The 22,438-nt window shown below is 68.7% G+C and carries 19 protein-coding genes, 1 tRNA gene and 1 pseudogene; 11 read left to right on the forward strand and 10 right to left on the reverse strand.

From position 1 onward, the window contains the following. Genes ACQP1V_RS29320 through ACQP1V_RS29335 form a run of 4 tightly spaced genes read right to left on the reverse strand, consistent with a single transcriptional unit; the run spans position 1 to position 4,389 of the window. On the reverse strand, positions 1-1,248 hold the full coding sequence (locus ACQP1V_RS29320) for a hydantoinase/carbamoylase family amidase (RefSeq protein ID WP_433413273.1): 1,248 nt from the start codon (positions 1,246-1,248) through the stop codon (positions 1-3). A 40-nt stretch (positions 1,249-1,288) separates the two neighbouring features. Continuing rightward, entirely contained in the window at positions 1,289-2,230 is a 942-nt protein-coding gene (locus tag ACQP1V_RS29325; RefSeq protein ID WP_433413274.1) for a hypothetical protein, read from the reverse strand. Between the two features lie 11 nt (positions 2,231-2,241). Then, positions 2,242-3,267 (reverse strand): dihydrodipicolinate synthase family protein, encoded by a 1,026-nt coding sequence (locus tag ACQP1V_RS29330; protein ID WP_433413275.1) that lies wholly within the window; start codon positions 3,265-3,267, stop codon positions 2,242-2,244. A gap of 12 nt (positions 3,268-3,279) precedes the next feature. Next, on the reverse strand, positions 3,280-4,389 hold the full coding sequence (locus ACQP1V_RS29335) for a ring-opening amidohydrolase (RefSeq protein WP_433413276.1): 1,110 nt from the start codon (positions 4,387-4,389) through the stop codon (positions 3,280-3,282). 933 nt (positions 4,390-5,322) lie between these two features. On the opposite strand from ACQP1V_RS29335, the gene ACQP1V_RS29340 reads away from it, so the two are divergent. After that, positions 5,323-7,182, forward strand: a complete 1,860-nt coding sequence (locus ACQP1V_RS29340; RefSeq protein ID WP_433413277.1) for an NAD(P)-binding protein — start codon at positions 5,323-5,325, stop codon at positions 7,180-7,182. A 364-nt stretch (positions 7,183-7,546) separates the two neighbouring features. Here the strand turns inward: ACQP1V_RS29340 and ACQP1V_RS29345 are convergent, their stop codons facing one another. After that, a complete protein-coding gene (locus tag ACQP1V_RS29345) occupies positions 7,547-8,902 on the reverse strand; it encodes an IS701 family transposase (RefSeq protein ID WP_433413278.1) in 1,356 nt (451 codons plus the stop codon). Positions 8,903-9,217: 315 nt separating this feature from the next. Here ACQP1V_RS29345 and ACQP1V_RS29350 point away from each other — a divergent pair, with 315 nt between their 5' ends. The 4 genes and pseudogenes from ACQP1V_RS29350 (at position 9,218) to ACQP1V_RS29365 (ending at position 12,564) form a co-directional block, all read left to right on the forward strand. Beyond that, positions 9,218-10,447, forward strand: coding sequence for a CynX/NimT family MFS transporter (locus ACQP1V_RS29350; protein ID WP_433413279.1), 1,230 nt, complete (start codon positions 9,218-9,220; stop codon positions 10,445-10,447). A gap of 643 nt (positions 10,448-11,090) precedes the next feature. Next, entirely contained in the window at positions 11,091-11,243 is a 153-nt protein-coding gene (locus ACQP1V_RS29355) for a hypothetical protein (protein ID WP_433413280.1), read from the forward strand. Positions 11,244-11,267: 24 nt separating this feature from the next. Then, a pseudogene (locus ACQP1V_RS29360) lies at positions 11,268-11,405 on the forward strand (integrase core domain-containing protein); the annotation flags it as partial. A gap of 607 nt (positions 11,406-12,012) precedes the next feature. Further along, positions 12,013-12,564, forward strand: a complete 552-nt coding sequence (locus ACQP1V_RS29365) for an HAD domain-containing protein (RefSeq protein WP_433413281.1) — start codon at positions 12,013-12,015, stop codon at positions 12,562-12,564. 535 nt (positions 12,565-13,099) lie between these two features. On the opposite strand, the gene ACQP1V_RS29370 is transcribed toward ACQP1V_RS29365, so the two are convergent. After that, positions 13,100-13,173, reverse strand: a tRNA-Pro gene (locus ACQP1V_RS29370). Between the two features lie 89 nt (positions 13,174-13,262). Here ACQP1V_RS29370 and ACQP1V_RS29375 point away from each other — a divergent pair. The 3 genes from ACQP1V_RS29375 (at position 13,263) to ACQP1V_RS29385 (ending at position 15,044) form a co-directional block, all read left to right on the forward strand. Then, a complete protein-coding gene (locus ACQP1V_RS29375) occupies positions 13,263-13,688 on the forward strand; it encodes a hypothetical protein (protein WP_433413282.1) in 426 nt (141 codons plus the stop codon). A 450-nt stretch (positions 13,689-14,138) separates the two neighbouring features. Further along, positions 14,139-14,384: a hypothetical protein gene (locus tag ACQP1V_RS29380; RefSeq protein WP_433413283.1), complete on the forward strand. Its 246-nt coding sequence runs from the start codon at positions 14,139-14,141 to the stop codon at positions 14,382-14,384. Positions 14,385-14,426: 42 nt separating this feature from the next. Further along, complete coding sequence (locus tag ACQP1V_RS29385; RefSeq protein WP_433413284.1) at positions 14,427-15,044, forward strand: CBS domain-containing protein; 618 nt, start codon at positions 14,427-14,429, stop codon at positions 15,042-15,044. Between the two features lie 57 nt (positions 15,045-15,101). On the opposite strand, the gene ACQP1V_RS29390 is transcribed toward ACQP1V_RS29385, so the two are convergent. The 3 genes from ACQP1V_RS29390 to ACQP1V_RS29400 all read right to left on the reverse strand — a co-directional run bounded on the left by ACQP1V_RS29390 (position 15,102) and on the right by ACQP1V_RS29400 (position 17,857). Further along, the gene (locus ACQP1V_RS29390; protein ID WP_433413285.1) at positions 15,102-16,439 is read right to left on the reverse strand and encodes an NAD(P)/FAD-dependent oxidoreductase; all 1,338 of its coding nucleotides are present in this window, start codon (positions 16,437-16,439) and stop codon (positions 15,102-15,104) included. An 18-nt stretch (positions 16,440-16,457) separates the two neighbouring features. After that, the gene (locus ACQP1V_RS29395; protein WP_433413286.1) at positions 16,458-16,871 is read right to left on the reverse strand and encodes an ATP-binding protein; all 414 of its coding nucleotides are present in this window, start codon (positions 16,869-16,871) and stop codon (positions 16,458-16,460) included. Between the two features lie 116 nt (positions 16,872-16,987). Continuing rightward, the gene (locus tag ACQP1V_RS29400) at positions 16,988-17,857 is read right to left on the reverse strand and encodes a SigB/SigF/SigG family RNA polymerase sigma factor (protein WP_084258671.1); all 870 of its coding nucleotides are present in this window, start codon (positions 17,855-17,857) and stop codon (positions 16,988-16,990) included. A 217-nt stretch (positions 17,858-18,074) separates the two neighbouring features. On the opposite strand from ACQP1V_RS29400, the gene ACQP1V_RS29405 reads away from it, so the two are divergent. Further along, on the forward strand, positions 18,075-18,458 hold the full coding sequence (locus ACQP1V_RS29405) for an STAS domain-containing protein (RefSeq protein WP_433413287.1): 384 nt from the start codon (positions 18,075-18,077) through the stop codon (positions 18,456-18,458). 1 nt (position 18,459) lies between these two features. Here ACQP1V_RS29405 and ACQP1V_RS29410 read toward each other — a convergent pair whose 3' ends face one another. Further along, a complete protein-coding gene (locus ACQP1V_RS29410) occupies positions 18,460-19,185 on the reverse strand; it encodes a GAF and ANTAR domain-containing protein (protein ID WP_245658162.1) in 726 nt (241 codons plus the stop codon). Between the two features lie 83 nt (positions 19,186-19,268). Here ACQP1V_RS29410 and ACQP1V_RS29415 point away from each other — a divergent pair, with 83 nt between their 5' ends. Both ACQP1V_RS29415 and ACQP1V_RS29420 read left to right on the forward strand, forming a co-directional pair. Continuing rightward, positions 19,269-21,077 (forward strand): SpoIIE family protein phosphatase, encoded by a 1,809-nt coding sequence (locus ACQP1V_RS29415; RefSeq protein ID WP_433413288.1) that lies wholly within the window; start codon positions 19,269-19,271, stop codon positions 21,075-21,077. 157 nt (positions 21,078-21,234) lie between these two features. Further along, on the forward strand, positions 21,235-22,320 hold the full coding sequence (locus ACQP1V_RS29420; protein ID WP_433413289.1) for a glycosyltransferase: 1,086 nt from the start codon (positions 21,235-21,237) through the stop codon (positions 22,318-22,320). Positions 22,321-22,438: the final 118 nt, after the last annotated feature.

The following is a 22,438-nucleotide window of genomic DNA, read 5'->3' on the forward strand; positions in this document are numbered from 1 at the left end:
CTAACTGCCCTGGTCCGGTCGGGGACGGGACGTCAACACGCTGCCGACCAGACGGCCGAAGGCCGCCACGCCGTCGCGGAGATCCTCGTAGCGGGAGTCCTCGCTCCGGTTGTGCGAGAGCCCGTCGATGGACGCGGCGAAGAGCATCGCCGTCGGCACATGCGGCGCGATGGATGTGGCGTCGTGCAGCGCGCCCGAGGGCAGCTCGAAGGCGGCACCGCACACCGACGTGCAGGCGTCCGCGACCCGCTCGACAAGCCGGGGGTCGAACGGCTGCGGGGCGAGGCTGAGGAGCCGATCCCATCGGAGGCGGCAGCCCTCGGCGGCGGCGGCCTTCTCCGCGGCCTCCCTGGCGTCCGCGAGCATGGCCGCCAGACGCTCGGCGTCGATGTGCCGCAGGTCGACCAGGAGGGTCGCGCGCTCCGCGGTGGCGGTGACGATCCCCGGTTCGCCGACGACCGAGCCGACCGTCCCCACTCCACTGTTGCGCTCAGCGGTTTCGCGGACCGCGAGAACGGTCCGAGCCGCCGGGATCATCGCGTCGTGCCGGCGATCGATGGGAGTCGAACCCGCGTGGGCGGCGACCCCCTCGAACGTCACCACGTACCGCTCGATGCCGACGGTTCCCTGCACGACCCCGATGGGGAGACCTTCGTGCTCGAGCACCGGGCCCTGCTCGATGTGCAGTTCCAGATACGCCACGGCCCTCGCCAGCCGAGCTCGCGCGGCGCTCATCTTGTCCAGGCTGATCCCATAACTCTCCAGGACGTCCACGAGCCGCTGCCCGTCGGCGTCCGTGAGATCACGGACGCTGTCTAGATCCAGCGTCCCGGCCGCGGCGGCCGAGCCGAACAGACTGCGCCCGAACCTGGCGCCCTCCTCGTCCGCCCAGTCGACGAGGGCCAAGGAGTACGGCCGCGAGGCCTGCTCCGCGGCGGCCCGCAAGACTTCCAGCCCTCCCATGACCCCATAGGCACCGTCAAGCCAGCCTCCATCGGGAACCGAGTCGAGGTGCGAGCCCACGATGACGACATCGGGCGAATCACCGGGGAGTAACGCCCAGAGATTCCCGGCTTCGTCCACGCTGACGTCGACCGGGAGTTCGGCGAGCCTCTCACGGAGAAGCCGCCTCGCCGAGTCCCATGTCTCCGTCCAGGCCACTCGTTGGGCACCCGCCGCGGTGCTGGTTCGCCGCCGGAGCTCGAGAAGGTCGTCGATCGCCCGTTGCGGGCGCGTATGGAGTTCCATGTAATGCCTTCGTTTCGTGAGTGCCACACCGTGGCTCGGGTCATCCGGGCAGCGTCGCTCCGATGCCCCGGTCCGACGCCGCGGTGAATACGTCCAGAGCGAGGAGGATGTCCTGCTCGGCGCTGCCGATCGACTTGTAGACGAGCAGGCCCGTGCTCGGTAGTGGCTCGGTCTCCAGGTAGTGGCCCAGGAGCTCCACGGCGATCGGGCTCGACGGAGCTTCGTCGGCGCACGCGAGCAGGTCTCCGGAATCGGTCAGGCAGTCCATCGTGTCGACGACGATCCGGCCCGCGCCGGTGAAGACCGCGGGTTCGATCTCGCGCTGGCGAGGGGTCGTCGAACCGATCGTCGACAGCATCCGGACTCCCGTCAGGTCGTCCTGTCGCACGACGACCTGGCCTCCGGACGTCGTCGCCGTGTAGGCCACGTCGACGTCGCGTAGACACTGCCGCACCGACTCGGCGGGCCGAATCGGAATACCCAGCTCATCGGACATCGACGTCGCGAAGCCGATCCTGCTCGATTCCCTCGGACTCCACACCGAGGCGGCCTTCACACGTGACCTGTGCGCCATCGTGCGAAGTGCCTGCTGCGCCTCATGGCCGGAGCCGACGACGCCGACCGTGATGGCCTCATCGGGAAACGCGTGGGCGACGGCGATCGCGGCGTGCGCCGACGTCCGCAGCCGAGTGATCGTCGCGGCGTCGATCAGAGCGAGGGGCTCGCCGGTCGACACCCGGAAGAGCTGGCAGAAGAAACGAGCACCGCCGCGCTGACCGCCGAGAAGGACTTTGTACCCCATCACATCCGATTCGGGCAGGATGGCGACCAGCGACCTGATCCAGGCGCCGTCCCCGTTCACTTGCGCCCGGGAAGCGCTGACCTGACCACCGGCGACGGCGGCGGCACAGCGCTCCGCTGATGCGAGCGCCATGCCGATGTCGGCCGCCCTTGTCACATCCGCTTCGGTGAGTACACGCACTGGGTGTCTCCTTAACCGGCCGCGACCCGGCCGCGGAAGAACAGGTGGTCCTCGTCGTCGGTGACCGGCAGTCCGCTCGCCAACGCGGCGGAGCGCAGCCGAGTCATCTGCGCGTCGTTGATTCGTGGTGTCGGCGGTCGTACGGGGCCGCCGTTGAAGCCCATGAGCCAGCCCTGGTACTTCCACACGAGACGATGCACTGTCGACGTGCCCGCACTGATCTCAGCGGTGACGGCCGCGTTGGCGAGCCGCGCGGGATGAAGCTTCCACCACGCCGCCATTCCCTCTTCGTAGGTGTCGGCGTTCTGAAGGAGCTTCAGGATGCGCGGCGTCTGGTCCGCGTAGTACTCGTAGTTGGACGTGCCCATGAACCGCTGGCCGTACTGCTTCACCCAGGCCGGCATGTTCGTCTCCATGGGATCGGTCACCAGGACCTCGTCCCGGAAGCTCTCGAAGACGTGGCTGATCCCGCCCGCGCCGGGAATGCCGATCTCGTTCTTGATCGCCGCGACGTTGGGGATCTCGGTGACGAAACGCCGCAGGAGATCCATCGAGAATCCCGCCGGGTGCAGCCGGCCGAAGTTCCAGAGGTTCATCGCGAAGATCATGATGCCGAGCGGCGTCTCGTCGGCGACGGTCTTGGTGAACGCGAATACGTCGTCTTCGCTGCGGGGGTAGAAGAACTGCGGGTAGCAGAGCAGCGCGAGATCCACGCCGGCCGAGTACGCCATCGTGGCGGCGGCGCGGGTTCGGTCCAGGGTCGGCTGCGCCAGCTGCACCACCGTCGCCAGATCGGACCCCGCTTCGTCGACCACGATCTCGACGAAGCGCGCGAACTCCTCTTCGGTCGTGCCGCATTCGGACACGATGAGTACGGACGACATTCCGAGCTGCTTCTCGAGCGCGACATCGTGGCGGATCGCGGCTTCGTTGAGGTCGGACAGGTCGTCGGTGAACGACGGCATGACGCACCCGCAGCACCCCGAGAGCTGCTCGCGCGCCCACGCCCTCGCCTCCCCGGGCTGGTACTTACTCACGATTCCCGCCCCTCAGAGGCGGACGATCGCGGCGACGGGCGAGCCCCCGGGCGGTCCCTGGTGTCCGTCGACTCCGCCACCGGAGACGTAGACCATCGGGTCGCCGGTCACCGTGGCGGCGACGGCGCTTCCGATGGCGTAGCAGGCCTTGCGGCCGACCGCGGAGTCGTCCATCATCGTGAACCGCCGTCCGCGCAGGTATCCCGAGCCCGGGACCTTGATCTTCTGGTAGACGTTCACGATCTGCTTGCGCTGCTCGTCGGACGGGTTGAACTCGAACTCCAGGCCGGCCACGCGCAGGGCGCGGCGGTAGCCGTCGGCGTCGAGCATGTCCTCGAGCACGCTCGAACCGATGCGGAAGTCGCTCACCGCCTTGTCGCTGTTGCCGAAGACCAGGACGTCGGCGCGCACCTTCTCGATCCCCGCGGACGACGATGTGACCGTCGAATACAGCGAGAAGTCCTTCGAGATCGATTCGGGGGTCAGGCGATCGCGTTCGATCTCCCCCAGGGCCAGCCCGACTCCCAGCGCGGCCGCGTCGTTCGACCTGTTCATCGACAGGGCGAGGTTGTCGGTGACCACCGTCTTCCCACGCGCCCGGGCCTCGTTGATCCGGTCGACGGTCAGGCTCGGGTTCTTCACCTGTACGAAGTGGACGTCGGCCGGATCCAGCCCCGCGTGCTTCAGGGCCACGCGCGTGGCCTCCTCGATCTTGTAGACCTGCTCGATCCTCCCGATCTCCTCGGGAAGGATCTCCACGCTGTGCGCGACACCGATGGCGAGGCGCTTGGAGTCCACCGGAGGCGTGTCGTCGGGCAGGTCCTCCCGCTCGAAGACGCTGACGTGGGGGCTGAGCAGACCCGTCGTCCCACCCGACATGACCATGCAGACCTGCTCCGCGACCTCGTCGTCGGTGCATCCCAGTTGCTCACCCAGGTACCGCTTGAACGTGGACTCGGCGAAGGCGCGAGTGAAGTCGTTCACCTCACCGTTGCCCTCCGTCTTGCCCATGAGTCCCACGATGTTCGCGGCCACGATCTCCCCTGACTCCACGAGCGAGCGGAGGCCGGAGATGTCATTCGGCGCCGCCATGGGGATCTTGTGAACGACTACGCGATGCAAAGAGCCACCTCATTCAGAGAGCACTTCATCCGTTATCCGGATATCGTATTCAGATATTGGTGCCAGCGTCTGGTCCTGTCAAGGCCCTGCCGAGAGTCGGCTTCCTGAGCTCCCCCGCTCATCGGATCGCCGCCGCGGCGCCCTCTGTGAACTGAGATGCGCATGGATATGTCGCCGCACGGCGTCATCGCCGAGCCCGAGCGCCGCACAGCCGGTGCGCCGTCGGGCGGCATCAGAAGCGCCGCAGAGCCGGTATGCCAGCGGGATTTGAAGGTCAGCCCGGAGGTGTACGAACCAGGTCGTCGTACCCTGATGGCCCACCCAGCCGGGAGTCACCGGGCGAGACGGCGGCCGCGAACGTCCGAAGAAAGGCCGCCCCCTGAACCTCCGTCGCGTTTCGCCGTCAACGGCGGAGGCTCGATGTCAGCCGACGCCTTCTCCGGTCTCGGCGTCCGCTGCTGACGATGGTCCACGTGCTGCACATCGATGAGACGACCACCCAGATCGGATCGGCCCGACGGTGGCTGCATGTGGCCTGCACTCCGGCGCTGACCCTGCTCGGGCTTGGGCCACGCTCACGCGACTCAGCTCCCGCCTCCCGCCGCTGACGAAGGCAACGCCCAAGGAGATGCTGCCGGTCGGCGACAAGCCGGTGATCGAGCACACCGTGCGCGAACGCCACGCCTCATCGGGAGCGACCTCGTTCTCCGGTCGCGGGTGCCCTGTTCTACGGATTTCGCTTAGCGTCGCCAAAACAAAAGAGCGAGCGATCATGAACAATAACAAAACTTCCGATTCGCTCGGTTTACGGATATTGCGGTTGCATCTAACAGCGTGTAACGACTTGTCGGTTCTTTCTTACGCACACCGTGCTTGTGCGTATAACCGGCGAGTGCTTGACTCCTCGCCATCCCCCAAGATCAAGGAGATGCCATGTTCTCTGATCGCGAACTTGGTATGGATCGGACTATCAACCGGCGAGACTTCTTCAACGGCGTCGTGTTCACCGCCGCCGCTGCCGGGCTCATGGTCGGCGCTGCGGCCGGCACCGCCCAGGCGGCATCGACCGCGGCGGCGGACAAGCCGGCGGCCGGGCCGTACCCGCCCTCGAAGAGTGGGCTCAGAGGGCAGACGGACGCAATGCTGAAGGTGCCGCACGCCTTGCGCAACGGCACCTTCGACATGGGCCAGGCCAAGCCGACCGGAGAGCGCTACGACCTGGTGGTGGTCGGCGCCGGGCTCAGCGGGCTGGCGGCGGCCTGGTTCTACCAGCAGAAGCACGCCAACGCCACGATCCTGCTGCTGGAGGTGGGCGAGGACTTCGGCGGGCATGCCGTACGCAACGAGTTCGAGGTGGGCGGGCGCAGTCTGATCGGCTACGGCGGCTCGCAGTCGCTCGACCACCCCTCCACCTACTCGAAGCATGCCAAGGGCCTGCTGAAGGACGTAGGCATCGAGGTGCAGCGGTTCGAAAGCTACTTCCACAAGGAGACCTACAAGGGCCTGGAGCGGGCGACCTTCTTCGACCAGGAGACCTTCGGCCGCGACTACCTGGCCATCGGCAAGGACGGGCTGGCCAAGGCGCCGCTGCACCCGGACGCGCTGAAGGACCTGGCCGGGCTCGACTCCCAGGACTGGCTGAAGGGGTTGTCGGACGAGGAGAAGAAGCTCCGGCTGGCCGACCTGACCTACACCGATTACCTGCGCACGGTCGTCAAGGTGCACCCCGACGTGATCAAATACGTGCAGACCATGCCGAGCAGCAACTGGGGCTACGGCGCCGACGCGGTCGGTGCGCTGGACGCGTGGGGGGACGGCTACCCCGGCTTCGGCGGGCTCCAGCTCGACAGCTCCACGCCGCACCGGCTCAGCTCGCCCACCGCGTGGAAGCTCTGGGACGCCGAGGACGAGTACATCTACCACTTCCCGGACGGCAACGCCGGAGTGGCCAGGGCGCTGGTCCGTGCGCTGATTCCCCGCTCCGCTTCCGGGCACACGATGGAGAAGCTGGTCACGGCCAAGGTCCGCTACGACCAGCTCGATGTGAAGGGCTCGAAGGTGCGGCTGCGCCTGTCCAGCCCGGTCGTCCAGGTCACGGGCGACGGCGAGGTCTCCTACGTCCAGGACGGCGGCCTCCGCTCGGTCCACGGCGCCAAGGTGATCCTCGCCTGCCAGCACCAGATGATCCCCTACCTGGTGCCCGACCTCCCCGAGGACCAGCGCGCCGCACTGAAGGAAGCGGTACGGCTGCCGCTGCTCTACACCAACGTCGTGCTCCGCGACTGGAAGGCGTTCAAGAATCTCGGCATCCAGAGCGTCCGCTACCCCGGGTCGTACTGGGTGGGCGCCTCGCTCGACTTCCCGGTCAGCATGGGCGGCTACGAGCACCCGCGCAACCCCGACGAGCCGATCGTCCTGCACCTCACCCGGGCGTGCGCCCTGCCCAACCCGGACCCGCGCATCGGCGCGGTGAAGGGCCGCGTCGAGCTGATCCAGACTCCCTTCGAGCAGATCGAGCGCACCACCAGGGAACTGCTGCTGCGCAGCCTGGGGCAGGGTGGCTTCGACCCGGCTCGTGACATCAAGGCGATCACCGTCAACCGGTGGGCTCACGGCTACGCCCTGGAGTACGGCAGGCCGTGGGCGACCTTCTACCCGGACGGCCCACTGCCCAGCGCGACGGCCCGCCGACCGTACGGCAACCTGGCGATCGCCAACACGGACTCCGGGCCTCGCGCCTACGTGGACTCGGCGATCGACGAGGCCTGGCGGGCGGTCAAGGACCTCGACTGATCCTCGGGCGCCGGGTTCCGATACCCCGGTGATACGCCGGCCACGCAGACCTGGTGTCGGGCCGGTATCGACCGCCCCGATCGGGGCGCGGACCCGTACGTCATTCGATACGGCACCGATCTGGGACAAGTCCCCGGGTGTTCTTCGCGAAGCTGACCGCCATGCTCCGCAGTATTACCCAGTCGCCCCTTTTCACGAAATATTGCGAAAAGGGGCGAAATAAAAAGAAGGCCCGGTCCACCGGGCGTCGGATTTCGTGGCGTCAGAGGGGGCTAGGGAGTGTCTGACAAATGCTGCCCGGCGCGCAGCAGGGCATGATTTGTCAGATACGGCAGCTGTAGATCGTTAGGTGCTGCGGCAGAGGTCACGTGGTCAGGGCCGCCGTGACCTCGTTCCACCGCCGATGACAGGTCGCTGCCCGATATTGATGGCGACGCCGCCACAGGGACCAGCGCAGGGCATGATCGGGATCGATGTCTTGCCGGGGACAGGGAAGCGTGAACTGGCGAAGGAGTTTCACCAGTTCACGGCAGCTCACCGGGACGAGCTCGACCTGCCCGGTCTCGGCAGTACCGTCGCGTTCGAGGATGATCGTGACGGCCAACAGCGCATAGGCGATCATGCTGATCAGGCTCCACCGATGCCAGGAGGTCCAGCCGGTGACCTGTCCCTGGTCCAGCCCGGTCAGGCCTTTGGCGGCTTGGAAGTCTTCCTCGATCCGCCATCTGCGGCACACCACGCTCACCAGTTCCTGCAGCGGGCGGGGTGTGGCTGACCAGCATCGATAGAACGACAGGGTGCCGGTGTAGCGGTGGCGGCGCACCAACAGGGTGCTCTGCCCGGCCTGGTGACCATCGGGGGTGTCGTCGGCGAGCACGTCGATCATCGCCCAGTCGTAGTGGCGGTCGCCCTTGGTGCCGCTACCGGTCCGCAGCCGCTGCCAGGACCGGGCGGGTAAGCGTTTGACCAGGTCGGTGACGGTGAAGAAGCCGGCCGGGGTGGTCAGGCGGTGGTCGGTCTTCACCGCAACCACATAGCGGTAGGCAAGGGCGCGGATCGCCGTGCGGGTTTCCCGGCCGCCGTACACCTCATCAGCAGCGACCCAGGCGTCGGTGACGCCACCGGCAGGCAGGCGGGCGAGCATGTCGACGGCGAGTTGCGGCTTGCTCGCGAACATCACCTCCTCGGGGACCCCGGCCAGCTCACGGCGTTCTTCATCGGCCGCCCACCCGCTGGGCAGGAACAGACGCCGATCGATCAGGGTGTGCCCGGCCGCCGTGGCGTACGACAGGTGCACGGCCACCTGACACAGGCCGACCCCGCCCAGCGCACCCGAGTACTGGCGGGAGGCTCCGGCGGCGTCGGTGGAGGATTTCTCATCACCGGTCTCGTCGACGACGAGGACCACGCCCGCGTCGCCGAGCTGGCCGACTGCCCAGGTGGCGACCCGTTCGCGGACGGCGTCATCATTCCAGCGGGCCCGGGACAAGAAGCGTTGCAGTACGTGCGGGCCGCGGTGACCGATCGCCTCGCCGAGGGTCCAGCAGTTGGCGCTCTCCTGGACCGTCAGCATCGCTTCGATCATGTTCCGGCAGGTCATCCGGGTTTCCCGGCGGGGGAAGCAGTCGGCGATCCGGTCCATTAGCCCGTTGAAGCAGATCGGCCAGTGTTCATGCGCTACGGTGATCTTTGCGGCCACCGCGTCTGGATTTGTTCTCACAAACGATCATGATGCTGGTGGCCGTTCTCATGCCCGCAGGCGCCCCCGCGATCACCACAGCCTCACGATCTCGATCTACAGCTGCCGTATCAGACACTCCCCTAGATTAGAGCACCGGTCGAAGGGCATCCGGGGTGCCGGGGATCTGGCTGACTGCGGATATCACAGGTCGCCGCGGCCCCACGTGACGCATCGTCGATGCATTTGGCCCGGCTCTCCAGTGGGGCGTCGTGCGAACCTTGGCCCGGATTCGTTCCCTGGTCCGTGCACTACCCACCCAAGGTCGCGCGAAGGGCCACTGGCTACTATTCCGTCGTGAATCGGGGAATCTTACGCAAGCCGGGCCAGGTGCTGCTGATCGCGGGGTTCGCCCTCGCGGCGTTGAACCTCCGGCCGGCGCTCGCGGGAGTATCTCCGCTGCTCAGCGACATCATGGGCGACCTGGGGCTGAGCGCGGCGACGGGCGGCGCCATTACCACCGTCATGGTGGCCTGCCTCGGTCTACTCGGGCCGCTGGCCCCCGCGCTCGCCGGGCGCATCGGGCTGGACCGCACCCTGCTCGTCGGGTTGCTGCTGCTTGCCGCCGGCGTCGCCGTACGCAGCGCCGACGGCCTCATCGCCCTGTACGGCGGAGCCGCCATCGCCGGCACGGCTATCGCGATCATGAATGTCTCCATGCCGGCGATCGTCAAGCAGCATTTCCCCACCAGGGTCGGACCGCTCACGGCTGTCTACGTGTCGTGCCTGGTGGCCGGGGCCGCCGGGGCGTCGGCGGTGACGGTCCCCCTGGCCCGCGAGTTCGGCTGGCGGGCCGCGGCCGGGTCGGCGGCCGTGCTCGCGGTCGTTGCGGCGGTACTCTGGGCCCCGCAGGCGCTGCGCCAGCCTCCGGGGACCGGCGGCGCCGCGGCGCACCGGCCATACCGGGCGCTGCTCCGCAGCAGAATGACCTGGTACCTCATGGCGGTCATGGGCCTGCAGTCACTGACGTTCTACGTCATGCTGGCGTGGCTGCCCACGATCTTCCGCGACGCGGGGCTCCCTGCCGATCAGGCTGGATACCTGCTCAGCCTGACGAACCTGGCCCAGATCGCGGCGACGCTGACTGTGCCCGTGCACGCGGGGAAGGTTCGGTCGCAGGTGCCGCACGTGGTGGCGGCGGTGACCCTCACCATCATCGGATACAGCGGGATTCTGCTGGCTCCCGCGACGCTCCCGTGGCTCTGGATGGTCGTCCTCGGCGTGGGCCAGGGCGCCTCCATCGCGCTCGCCATGCTGATCATCACGTTGCGGGCGCCGGACCCAGCCTCGGTGACCGCGCTCTCCGCGGTCGCCCAGTCCAGCGGCTACGCGCTGGCGGCGGTCGGCCCGTTCCTCTTCGGCCTCCTGCACGAGCTGTCGGGGAACTGGACGCTGCCGCTGCTCGCGGGTCTCGGCGCGTGCGTGCTCCAGCTCGTGTTCGGCTGCCTCGCCGGGCGACCGGTACCGACGGACGTGAAGCGCCCCCGAGGTCAGGGAGTCTCGAGCGGGCGCAGCTCGTCGGCGTAGCTGACGGACAGCCGGCCCATGTAGGCGTGCGGCCTATTGACCTGCAACGTCAGCAAAGACACGGCTGCGCACAGGAAGAAGGAACCGAAGGCAACAGCGCCTACGATCAAGCGACTGAAGGGCCTACACCAGGGGTGGTATCAGCACGTCATGCGTATCCGAGCGCGGACACGCGAAAAGCGCTGTGCGGAGATCAGCCGGTACGACCGAATCAGCGCATTTCGAGCGGCCGGTGACGGGGTTCACCGCGGCGTCGACGGCGGCGAGATGATCCGAGTGGGCTCTGGAGGGACGCATCAGGATGGACCACATCAGCCCATCGATGATCGCCAGGACGAGCCGGGCGAGCGCGTCGTGGTCCTGCCCCGGGCGTAGTTCTGTGCCTGCCGATAATGTCATCCGTCCAGGTCATGGCCTTGGCCATGGCTTCGCCTAACGTGCGCAGTCTCCGACCGTCAGGGAGTGTCGCCGGCCAGCCTCATGGGACCGCCGAGAGGGGATTTCTGCCACGAGTGGGACCACCCGGTTGCCAGTGGTGGGACCACCCCGCGTGTCGGGTTCGAGGGTTCGATCACTTCCGGTTACGAATCGCGCCAGGTCGTTCGATTTGGCGGGGTTCGGGATGGCGTTTCGGGAGGTCTCGGTGATCGGGGTACGAGAGGTGCTGCGGGCGTGGCTGTCGGGGGCCGGGCTGCGTAAGGTCGCCCAGCAGGCCGGGGTGGACCGTAAGACCGCCCGCCGGTACGTGGAGGCAGCCGAGCAGGCCGGGCTGGTCCGCGACGGCGGGGACGGGTAGCTGAGTGACGAACTGATCGGCGCGACATCGAACGACAACCCGCATATCGAGGCGAGCTTCAAGACCTTGAAGTACTGCCCGGACTTCCCTGGCCGCTTCGGCTCGATCGAGGACGCTCGCGCCTTCTGCCAGCGTTTCTATACCTGGTACAACCACGAGCACGTGCGCCACGAGGCGCCATTTGACCGCACGGAGGTGCAAGACCACCGTCACCGGGCTGTCGCAGCAGCCCGATAGAAGCTGGGGGCAGCCTGATCCAGGGGACACCGGGGAGGGCGGAAAGCAGCCCCGACAACGCCGGGACGGCCTGGCACTGCCAGACAGGCCGGGTCCGGCAAGCGAGATCAGAAGGTGTAACGCGAGTGAACCAGCGGCTGAAGTCCCGTAATGGTTGTGCCGGCTCGAACCTGGCGGATCTGGGCCGGTTTGCAGCGCTCGGTCCCCTCTGTGTTCGAGGGATCGTCTCCGGAGCCGGAAGCGTCAGTCGGCCCGGAGGCCGCGATGAAGGTCTGCGGCGTAGTCGCGGCGATGCTGTCGGGATAAAGCTGGGCACCGCCCTGATCGACCGGTCATGTGGTGAACGTGGGAACCGTCCTCGGTCGTCCCTGATGCGGACAGCCAGTCCGGTTCGGGGACAGGTCTGTCGCCGACTGGTGACCGAGAGGCGAGGCGGAGGTCCCGTAGTAGTCCGAGGCCGGGAGAGCCGGTCACATGGCGAAGGGGACCAGCAAGTCAGCAGTGCGGATGCTGGAATGCCGGGAGGTCGTTGGTGAATACCGACGAACTGGAGGCTGCGGCCTATCGGGCCGAGCGCCGGGTACTGGAGACCGACCACACGGAACGCCCGCTGCTCTTCCTCGACGTCGACGGGCCGCTTCTCCCGTTTGGTGAGAACCCGCAGCGGAAAGCACGGGGTACCACGTCGGATTCGCGCCTGGCGCGGCTGACCGCCGAGGTGGGGCGTCAGCTGGCCACGCTGCCATGCGAGCTCGTCTGGGCCACAACCTGGGGAGACGAAGCGAACGCCGAGATAGCACCCCGGATCGGGCTGCCACAACTGCCTGTCGTGAACTGGCCGGAGTCGTCCGACGAGGACGAACGCCAAGACCAATGGTTCGGACTCCACTGGAAGACCCGGACCCTGGTGACCTGGGCGGCCGGACGCCCTTTCGCCTGGGTCGACGACGAGATCACCGGTGCCGATCGAGACTGGGTCACCGCGCACCATAGCGGCCAAGCTCTCCTCCACCACGTGGAGTCATCCCGAGGACTCGCCGAGGAAGACTTCGAAGCCCTCGACCAATGGCTTCGAGCTCTGTGAATCACCTCAGTGGCGGTGTTGTCGATGACTGACGGGCAGAGCAGCGACTACACGCCAACGATTCTCGGCGGCCTTTGCCTCAGCCACCCCTCCCTCCCGCAGCCCGGAGGTTCGGCAACGACCATGGCGCATTGACGATCCGCCTTTTCCTCTGTCGCCTGAATGATGGACCCGAGCCTCAGGACGGACTGACCTCGGCGGCCCGGCCGGGCACCACCACCGGGCTGCGCGTGCGCCTTTACTGATCCCGTACTGCACAGGGTCTCGACGTCCACATGACCGGTCCCTGAGGGCTCAAGACAGGACGCCTTTACGATGTAGATCACAACGACGATGGCCCGTGCGCCTCGAATCCATTTGAACAACCGCTGCCACAAACGGTCGCGAACCCCTGGAACAGGCGGCAGCCTGCGGCAACGACAGGCACCAGGGTGTCAGCAACTGACGCCGCGTCCGAGCAACAAACGAGCAACAAGAAACGGAAAGGCCGTGATCACCTTTTGCGTGATCACGGCTCCGACCTGCGTAAACGCGGTCGGGACGACAGGATTTGAACCTGCGACCCCTTGACCCCCAGTCAAGTGCGCTACCAAGCTGCGCTACGTCCCGTTGCCCGGCTGCCCGAGCGAGACCAACCTTAGCGCAGAATCCGCCCACGTGCGTACACGGAGACCCTCGCCGGGCCTAAGCTGTCGATCATGGGAAGAAAACCGCTGGTAGATCACGAGGAGCTGGCTCGGCTGACCGCGGCCGGGTGGTCGAACGCGGACCTCGCCGCCCGGTTCGGCGTGACAGAGTCCGGCATCCTCCAGGCCAAGAGAGCGGCCGGCCTCTCCAAGCGGATGACCGACCACAGCAGGGCCCTTCCCTGGAAGCTCCGCCGCGAGCACAACCAATCCGGTCCCGCCACCAATCTCCGCAATCTGTCCGCTGTGGCGCAGGGCCGTACGATCCCGAAGGAGAAGCTCAATACGGCGCTGCGCTGGGCCAACCGTCTCATTGAGAACGGCCTCGACATCGCCTACGACCCCGAGCACGGGTTTCACGAGGTCCCGGCCTCGGCGGAGTCCCATGTCGCCGCTGTTCTCGCCGAGGCGCTGGCGGTCGTCGACGTCTCCGAATAGCACCGGCAGGCGCGCCGCGACAGCCGATCTCGCCGCTCACCGACGTCCCCGGCATCGACCTGCCCATTGTCGGCTGGATCCTCATCGGCGTCGGCGAAGTGCTGCTGAGCGGTCTCTACGCGCGACGTCCGCGCAACGAGGAGACGGTCAAGCTGGTCGAAACCGGCGCCCATGTCCACGCCTCACGAGGAGGACCACCACTTGCGCCGCGGTCGCGAGTGACGTACCGGGCTCCGCCGTCAGGAGCTTAGGCGAGAACCGCGCCGACCGCGATGAACGCGAGACCTGCTCGGAATCCCATGGTTTCCCTGCTCTTCGAGTGCCGTTCCCGGCTACCCGCGAAGCCTGGCATCACGCGCGCTTGACCGTCGCGCTCCTCCGTCGCGTGCGCTTGGACCCCCACATCCAGGGCAGTGCGAAGCGACAACGCACTCATCTCTGGAGGCTTGTATGACCCCCGTCGCATGGCTGGTCGTGGTCATCGCCATCGCGGTGATGATCCTGGCGGCGGGTTACGTCGTGATGACCACCCTCAACCGCAGACGCCTCCTGAAAGAGCGCTTCGGCTCGGAGCACGACCGTACGGTGCGGGAGCGGGACGGCCGGAAGAAGGCCGGGCCGGGAGGTACACACCGCGTACGCGAGGAAATCGAGCGAGGTGCAGGAGCGCTCCGTCGACACGCCCGCCCGATCTGACGGCCAGCGCGCCGTTTCCAACATGAGGGAGGCTGATCGCTGATGAAGAAGGACCGTTACGACACCGGCCGGGTCACCACCGGCGAGGAGCCGGTCCGGCAGGACACCGGGTTCGAGGGACAGTCCGAACGGCACAGCAGGTTCGAGGGCCCCGGCCCCGTCTACTCCCCCAAAGAAGCCGGGGCCACGCGGGACACCGGGCGGATCGCGACGCACGAGAAGACGCAGGAGAAGACGCACGAGAAGCAGAAGGCGCGCGACGTCATGACTCCCGATCCGGTGGTGCTTCCCGAGGACACCCCTGTGGTGCGGGCCGCCAAGCTGATGCGCGACCAGGCGATCGGCGACGTCCTCGTGACCAGGGGCGACCGGCTGCGCGGGGTGGTCACCGATCGCGACATCGTGGTGCGGGCGGTCGCCGAGACGCGCGACATCAGCGCGACCCCGATCGGCGCGCTGTGCTCGACGCACGTCGTCACCGTGGATCCGGATCAGGATGCCGACGACGTGGTACGGCTGATGCGCGAGAAGGCGATCCGACGGATCCCGGTGGTGGAGAAGGGGCACCCGATCGGCATCGTCTCCCTGGGCGATCTGGCGGTGGAGTGGGACCCCACCTCGGCGCTGTCCGACATCTGCGCCGCGCCGCCGAACGAGTGACGACGCCCGACGAGCACCCCGGCCTCTCCCAGGCCGGGGACCAGGCGCACAGTGCGGTCAGTGGGTGACGGGCTCGCGGGCGGGCCGGTGCGGGGTGGTGGTGCGGGCGGCGAGCTCGAACTCCTCGCGCGGCCGTTGCAGAGCGCCGAGCGACACGATCTCCCTGCGGAAGAACAGGGCGAGCGTCCAGTCCGCCAGGATGCGGCTCTTCCGGTTGAAGGTGGGCATCCGGGACAGGTGGTAGGTGCGGTGCATCAGCCACGCGACGATCCCGCGCAGCTCCCGGCCGTAGATCTGGCCGACGCCTTTGCGCAGCCCCAGTGCCGCCACCGAGCCCGCGTTCCTGTGCCGGTACGGCTTGCAGGGCCGGCTCCTGATCGTGGCGAGGATGTTGTCCGCCATCCGCCGGGCCTGCCGTACGGCGTGCTGGGCGTTCGGCGGGCAGAACTCGCCGGGGCGGGTGAGGTCCGGGATGGCCGCGGTGTCACCGGCGGTGAACGCGAACCGGGCGCCCTGGATTTGCAGGAACTCGTTGGCGAGGACCCGGTCTCGGGAGTCGAGCGGCAGGTCACCGTATCTGACCAGCGGGTGCGGCTTGACTCCGGCGGTCCACACCAGCGTCTCGGCGTCGAACTCCTCGCCGTCGTCCAGGACGATGTGCCCGTTTTCGGCGGACAGCAGCCGGGTGCGCAGCCGCACGTCGATGCCGCGCCTGCGGAACTGCTCCGCGGTCCAGCGGCCCATGTCGGGCCCCACCTCGGGCAGGATGCGGTCGGTCGCCTCGATGAGGAACCAGCGCATGTCCTGCCTGCGCAGGCCGTGGAAGTACTTCACGGCGTCGCTGACCATGTCCTCCAGCTCGCCGAGCGCCTCGACTCCCGCGAACCCGGCGCCGACGAAGACGAACGTGAGCGCCCGCCGGCGGAGCCGCTCGTCCGAGCTGGACGCGGCGACATCGAGCTTGCCGAGGACGTGGTTGCGGAGGTGGATGGCCTCCTCCACGGTCTTGAACCCGATCCCTCGCTCGGCGAGACCGGGGATCGGCAGCACTCGTGAGATCGACCCGGGAGAGAACACCAGGTAGTCGAAGCCGAGGACTCGTTCCGGCCCCTCATGCGGGCGGAACTCCGCGGTCTTCTCGGCAAGGCTGACCCGCAGGATCGTGCCGTTGAGGATCTCGCACCGCGAGAGCACCCGGCGTAGCGGCACGACGACGTGCCTGGGCTCGATGCTCCCGGCCGCGGCCTCGGGCAGGAACGGCTGATAGGTCATGTAGGAGTCGTAGTTGACGACCGTGACGCGCGCCTCGGCGCGGCGGAGTTTGCGCTGCAACCGCAGCGCCGCGTACATGCCGACGTAGCCACCGCCGACCACGAGTATGCGGGGAACAGTCATGCGGGGCTACTACCCCTGTCAGACCGCGAAACGCATCGTGACGGTTGTCCCGTTGCTCCCCGTTTTGAGATAGATGTCAGTGCTGAGCTTGCGCGCCACCCACAGTCCCATGCCGCTGGTGGCGTTATCGGGCGGGCCGGCCCGTCCGGGCCAGCCCTCGGGATGCCAGTCCTTGCCCTCGTCGTGGATGTCCACGACCAGGCCGTCACGGTCGCCCCACAGGCGCAGCCGGGCCTCGGGTGCCCCGTGGGTCACCGCGTTCGTCGCCACCTCGTTCAGCGCGACGACGAAGTCCCCGACGGCGTCCTCCGGCATCCCCTTGCTGCGCGCCTGTACGGCGGCGAACTCCCGCACCTCGGGCAGGTCGTCCAGGGAGAACGTGAGCTCCTTGGCCGTGTCGGGAGCGGACAGGGGGACGTCGTCCTCGCTCACCGGGTAACGCCTCCCACAGGGCACATCCGCACCGTCCGCCACACGATGCCGGAACTCGAACATACCCCGGGACGGCGACGCCCCGACGCCGCCGCACCCGGGGCGGGGCCGCGCGATCACCCCGCGACGAGTTCCGACCGGAGCTGGTCGAGAACTTTCCGGAGGATCCGCGAGACGTGCATCTGCGATATGTGGAACTCCGCCGCGATCTCCGCCTGGGTCAGGTTGCCGTAGAACCTGAGCAGCAGGATGTGCTTCTCCCGCTCGGGCAGCTCGTCGATCAGCGGCTTGACGGCCTCCCTGTCGACCAGGGTGGCCAGCGCGTCGTCCTCCTCCGGGAGCACGTCCCCCAGCGCGGCCGCGTCCTCGTCCGCGCCCAGGGGCGCGTCCAGGGACAGCGTGCTGTACGCCGCGGAGGCGTCCATCGTGAGGAGCATGTCCTCCTCGGAGATGCGCATCTTCTTGGCCAGTTCGGCGACCGTCGGGAACCGGCCGAGCTCCTGGGTCATGTCCGCGACCAGCCGGTTCAGCTCGGAGCGGCGCTCCTGGTAGAGCCGGGGTACCCGGACCGCCCAGGTCCGGTCGCGGAAGTGCCGCTTCACCTCTCCGGTCATGGTGACCATGGCGTAGCCGCGGAAGCCGTGCCCAAGGTTCGGGTCGTACCCGTTGATCGCCTTCATCAGCCCCACGTAGGCCGCCTGGAGGAGGTCCTCCAGCGGCTCGCCGCGGTGCAGATATCGGCGCGCGACGTCCCGCGCCATGGGCAGGTGCATCTCGACGACCATCTCGCGCAGGCGTTCGCGCCGCTCCTGCGGCAGGTCCTCGCTGGCGAGCTCGGCGAGCAACTCCTCGGCGGTCGGCCGGTCCTCGTCGTGCGTCCGCTCGGCGGGGCGGGCATGCTTCGCCCGCGACGACGGCGACGCCTTGCGTCCGCTCGCCGCTCCGGCCTGCTGGGGGATGGTCGCTACTCGAACCTCGGCAGCCATCTTGGAAATCTCCTCGTACTCGCGTCACGAGCGACGCCGAGCCGGGACCAAGCCCATGCAGACGGCGCGCCTCGCTACAACATCGAGACATGGCCCTCTGCTGGACCTCTACTCCGATATTCCCCCAAAGTCGGAAGTATCACCACCCCCTGAGCGCCAGTAAAGTTGCCGAACAGGCTTCACACGGTGAGGCCTCCGTCCCTCTAGGAGGCGCGAGGTGCCAAAGCCTGAGGCGCTGTCCCTCCACTCCACGGCGCATGCCACGCCCGTGGGCAGCGTCGTCGCGGTCCATGTCACCGGGATGCTCGACGCCACGACGCGGGAGGAGTTCTCCGGCTATCTCGACTCCGTCGCCGACGATCAGGGCCCGAGCCTGATCCTCGACATGGCGGGGGTCACGTTCATGGACTCGCGGGCGCTCGGGCTCATCGTCCACCACTGGCAGCGCGCGACCGCGGCCGGCGGCGACTTCGCTCTCGTCGGCGTGCGATACCCCAGCTCCAAGGTCATGTGGGTGACCGGCCTCTCCCAGCGGCTGCCGCTCTACGACACGCTGGACGAGGCGCTGGCCGCCTTCGCGGCGGCCGGAGAGCGCGGATAGCTCACTCAGCGCGTCCGCCACGGTGCTTGTTCTGGTGCTCGGTGACAAGCAGCCTGGCCAGGTCGGCGACCTTGACCTGACGGTGCTGGGACACCCGCCTCAGCTCGTCGAACGCGGCCTCCGCCGAGCAGCCGCTCGCCGACATGATGATGCCCTTGGCCTGGTCGATGATCGAACGGCCGGCCAGGGCCTCCTGCATCTGGGCGGCCCCCGTCACCACGTCGTCGTACTCCCAGATGTTGGACAGCACCACGGTGACCTGCTCGGCGAGCATGGTCATCAGGGGGCCTCCTCCGGCGAAGGCGCCGGGCCGCACCGCGTACAGGCCGATGACGACCACCGCGCGGTCCACCTCGATCGGCAGCGCCAGCACCGAGCGCACGCCGTGCCGTACGGCGGTGGCGGCGTAGCAGGGCCAGCGCGGGTCGCGCATCACGTCGGCGATCAGCACCGGCCGTCCGGTGGCCAGCGCCTCCCGCGACGGGCCCTCGCGCAGGTCGCGCTCCCTGTCCGTCAAGGCGATCAGCTCGCTGTGAGAGGCGGCGAGCAGGGCACTCCCCTCCTGCCACAGCTCGGCGGTGCCCGCCGCGCATCCGGGGACGCCGCGCGCCACGGCCTCGGTGACGCCGCGCAGCACGCTCTCGTACGAAACGCCCTCGGTCACCCTGCCCAGGGCGGCGAGATCGCGGGCGAGACTCGGAGTCGTCTCCATGACAGGACCCGTCATTCCCCTACTTTCCGCCTTCATACGGACCCCGTCGATCGGCGGAGTCCGGTGTCGTACCGTCGAAGCAGGAAAGGGGGCGAATATTGACCGACCTACCCGAGCTGGAACGCGAGCTGAGCGGCATGGCCGCCCGCATCGCGGCGCTCCGCGAGACGTCCGCGCCCGGCCCCGCGCTCGACGAGCTGGAGGCGGCGGAGGAACTGCTCCGGTCGGCGCTCGCGGAACTCGGGAGGAGCCACCGGCGCGGGGACGGTGGCAACCAGCGCGAGCACAAGCTGCTGCGCCAGATCTTCCGCGCGATTCCCGTCCCAGTGATCATCATGGACACCGGCGGCGTGGTGCGGCGGATCAACGACGAGACCGCGCGCCTGCTCGGCAGCCCGGCCGGTTACCTGCTCGGACGGCCGTTCCCGCTGCTGGTCGACGCCTCCAGCCGCGCCGCCTTCCGCTCCCACCTGACCGCCGTGCTGCACGGCGAGGAGAGCGCGACCTTCGAGACCCGGCTGGCTCATCAGGGCCGCACCCACACGGTGCGGCTCGTGCTCGGCAGGCTGCGGATGCCGGGCGACCCGCGGGAGATGGTCGCGGCGGTCGCGCTGCCGGCCGGCGTGCGGCTCCCGGAGGCGTCCGGCCCGGACGAGCCGGTCCCCGACGACTCGGCCACCATGACCGCCGCGCGGCGGCACGACCTGCTCGCCCGGCTCACCCGGCTGCTCCTGGACGAGGAGAGCCTGCGCGAGCCGGTCGCCCTCATCCGCGCGGCCCGGCTGCTCGGCGCCGAGACCGCGGACTGGGTGATCGCCGACGTCGTCCGCGACGGCTCCCTGCACCGGGCGGCCGTGGTCCCGCCGGCCAGCGAGCCGGTCACCCGCCTGCAGCGGGCGGTCGAGGCGCTCGACCCGGCGGGCGCGCCGGTCGTGGGCCAGGTGCTGGAGACCGGCAGCGGGACCGCGCACGAGATGCTGGCCGACGACGGGCTCCTCGGGCCCGGCGTCCTCGACGAGATGCGCGCGGGATCGCTGCTCGCCGTACCGATCGGGACCGGCCGGGAGATCCTCGGCGTCCTCACGCTGGTACGGCTCCGCGACCGCGTGCCGTTCGGGCTCGCCGACCTCGCCATGCTGGAGGAGGCGGGGGCACAGCTCGGTCTGGCGATGCGGGCCCAGCGCGACTTCCAGCGCAGGTCGGAGGCGGCCGAGACGCTCCAGACCGGGGTGCTCCCCCGTACGCTGCCGGACATCCCGGGATTCGAGACGGCCGCGGTCTATCATCCGGGCTCCGGGCCGCGCGCGATCGGCGGCGAGTTCTACGACGTGTTCCCGGTCAGGGACGGCTGGGGGTTCGTCATCGGCGGCGCGGCCGGGCGGGGCGAGGAGGCCGCGTCGGTCACCGCCATGGTGCGCGGCGGGCTGCGCGTGGTCAGCGTGCGCGAGGACGACCCCGGCGAGGCGCTGCGCAAGGTCAACGACGCGCTCGTCGCCCAGAACACCGGCCTGTTCGTGATGGCGGCGGTGGGTTTCGTGCGCGACCGCCGGGTACGGCTCGCCTCGGCCGGGCACCACCCGGCGGCCCTGCTGCTCCCGGACGGCGGCGTCCGCTTCGCCGAAGGGGGCGGCGTCCCTCTCGGGTTCGAGGAGGGCGCGGTCCCCGCGACCGAGGAGCTGACCCTGGCGCCGGGCGAGACGCTCCTGCTGTATTCCGACGGTCTGGTCGGCTCCCGTGGACCGGACGGCGAGAGCTACGGCGAGGGCCGGCTCACCGAGGTGCTGGCCCGGTGCGCTGGCCAGCCGCCGGGAATCGTGGTGAAGGCGATCGAGGAGGACCACCGGGAGTTCTCCGGCGACCGCGTCCTCGACGAGATGACCGTACTCACGCTCCGTCGCTCCCGCTGACCCGCGCCGCTGTGGGCTGCCACCAGAGACCGATTCTGGGCGATTTCCACCGATTTGGGGGTTTAGCGCGAGTTGGAGCGCGGTAAACTCAGCGAAGGAGATGGTGCCTAAGACGCAGGTACACCCTTTTTCCAAGCTCTCTAGCTTGAGGTGTGCCATGAATATCGCCATTGTTTCCGCGCAGGCCCTGACGTCCGACACTCCCGCTATCGCCCGCGAACTCGGCCGTGGCCACCGGGTGACGGTTTACACCCGTTCCGCCACCGGCCAGCCGTCCAAGGGCGTCGCCATCGAGCAGGTGGTGGCGGGGCCCGACGTCGAGCTGTCCGAGAGCGACCTGCTTCCCTACATTCCCGACTTCAGCGCCGGGCTCAAGAGCCGCTGGAACAAGGAGCGGCCGGACATCATCCACGCGCACTCCTGGGCGGGCGGCCTGGCCGCCATCGCGGGCTCCGAGGGACTCGGCGTACCGGTCACCCAGACGTTCCACGGGCACTTCCACGAGGGGCAGACGCCGGTACGGCGGTTGGAGTGCGCGATCGGCCGCCACGCCCGCGCTGTGATCGCCACCTGCGCCGACGAGGAGTCCGAGCTGATCCGGATGGGCGTGCCCCGCCGCAACATCTCGGTCGTCCCGAGCGGGATCGACGTCGAGCGATTCCGCCGCCAGGGACCGGCGTTCCCGCACGGCGACCGGCCGCGCCTCCTGCACGTCGGCCTGGGCAGCGACCCCGGCGAGATCGCCGTGAGCGGCGCGGCGACCGCGATCGCCGCGCTGGCCGCCATCCCCGACACCGAGCTCGTGATCGCCGGTGGCGACGACCTCAGCATCGAGCGGCTCCGGGCGATCGCCAGGAACCACGCGGTCGGCGACCGCGTGGACCTGCTCGGCCCGGTCCCGCACACCGCCATGCCCAAGCTGATGCGCAGCGCCGACCTGGTGCTGTCCCTCGCCCCGACCGTGCCCACCGGCGTCGCCGCCCTGGAGGCGATGGCCTGCGGCATCCCGGTCGTCGCGTCCGCCGTGGGCGCGCACCTGGACTCCGTGGTCGACGGGGTCACCGGCTTCCTCACCCGGCCCGGCCGTCCGGCCGAGACCGCCATCCGGATCCGCGAGCTGCTCGGGGACATGACCCTGCGTACGGCGATGGGGTACGCGGCGGCCGACCGCGCCCGCTCCCGGTACTCCCTGGAGCGGATCAGCATGGAGCTGCTCCGCGTCTACGAGCGGACCTGCGCCTGACCCGCCACGTGCCGGAAGGTCCTGGATCCGCCGGGAACGCTGCTCGGATGCCCAACCGGCATGGTCCTGTAATTGACGTGGGAACGGTGCTTTGATGCGTTCATGTCACTTCATGGAC

Origin of the sequence: Microtetraspora malaysiensis (assembly GCF_050947145.1) — a bacterium.
GTDB classification, from domain to species: domain Bacteria; phylum Actinomycetota; class Actinomycetes; order Streptosporangiales; family Streptosporangiaceae; genus Microtetraspora_A; species Microtetraspora_A malaysiensis.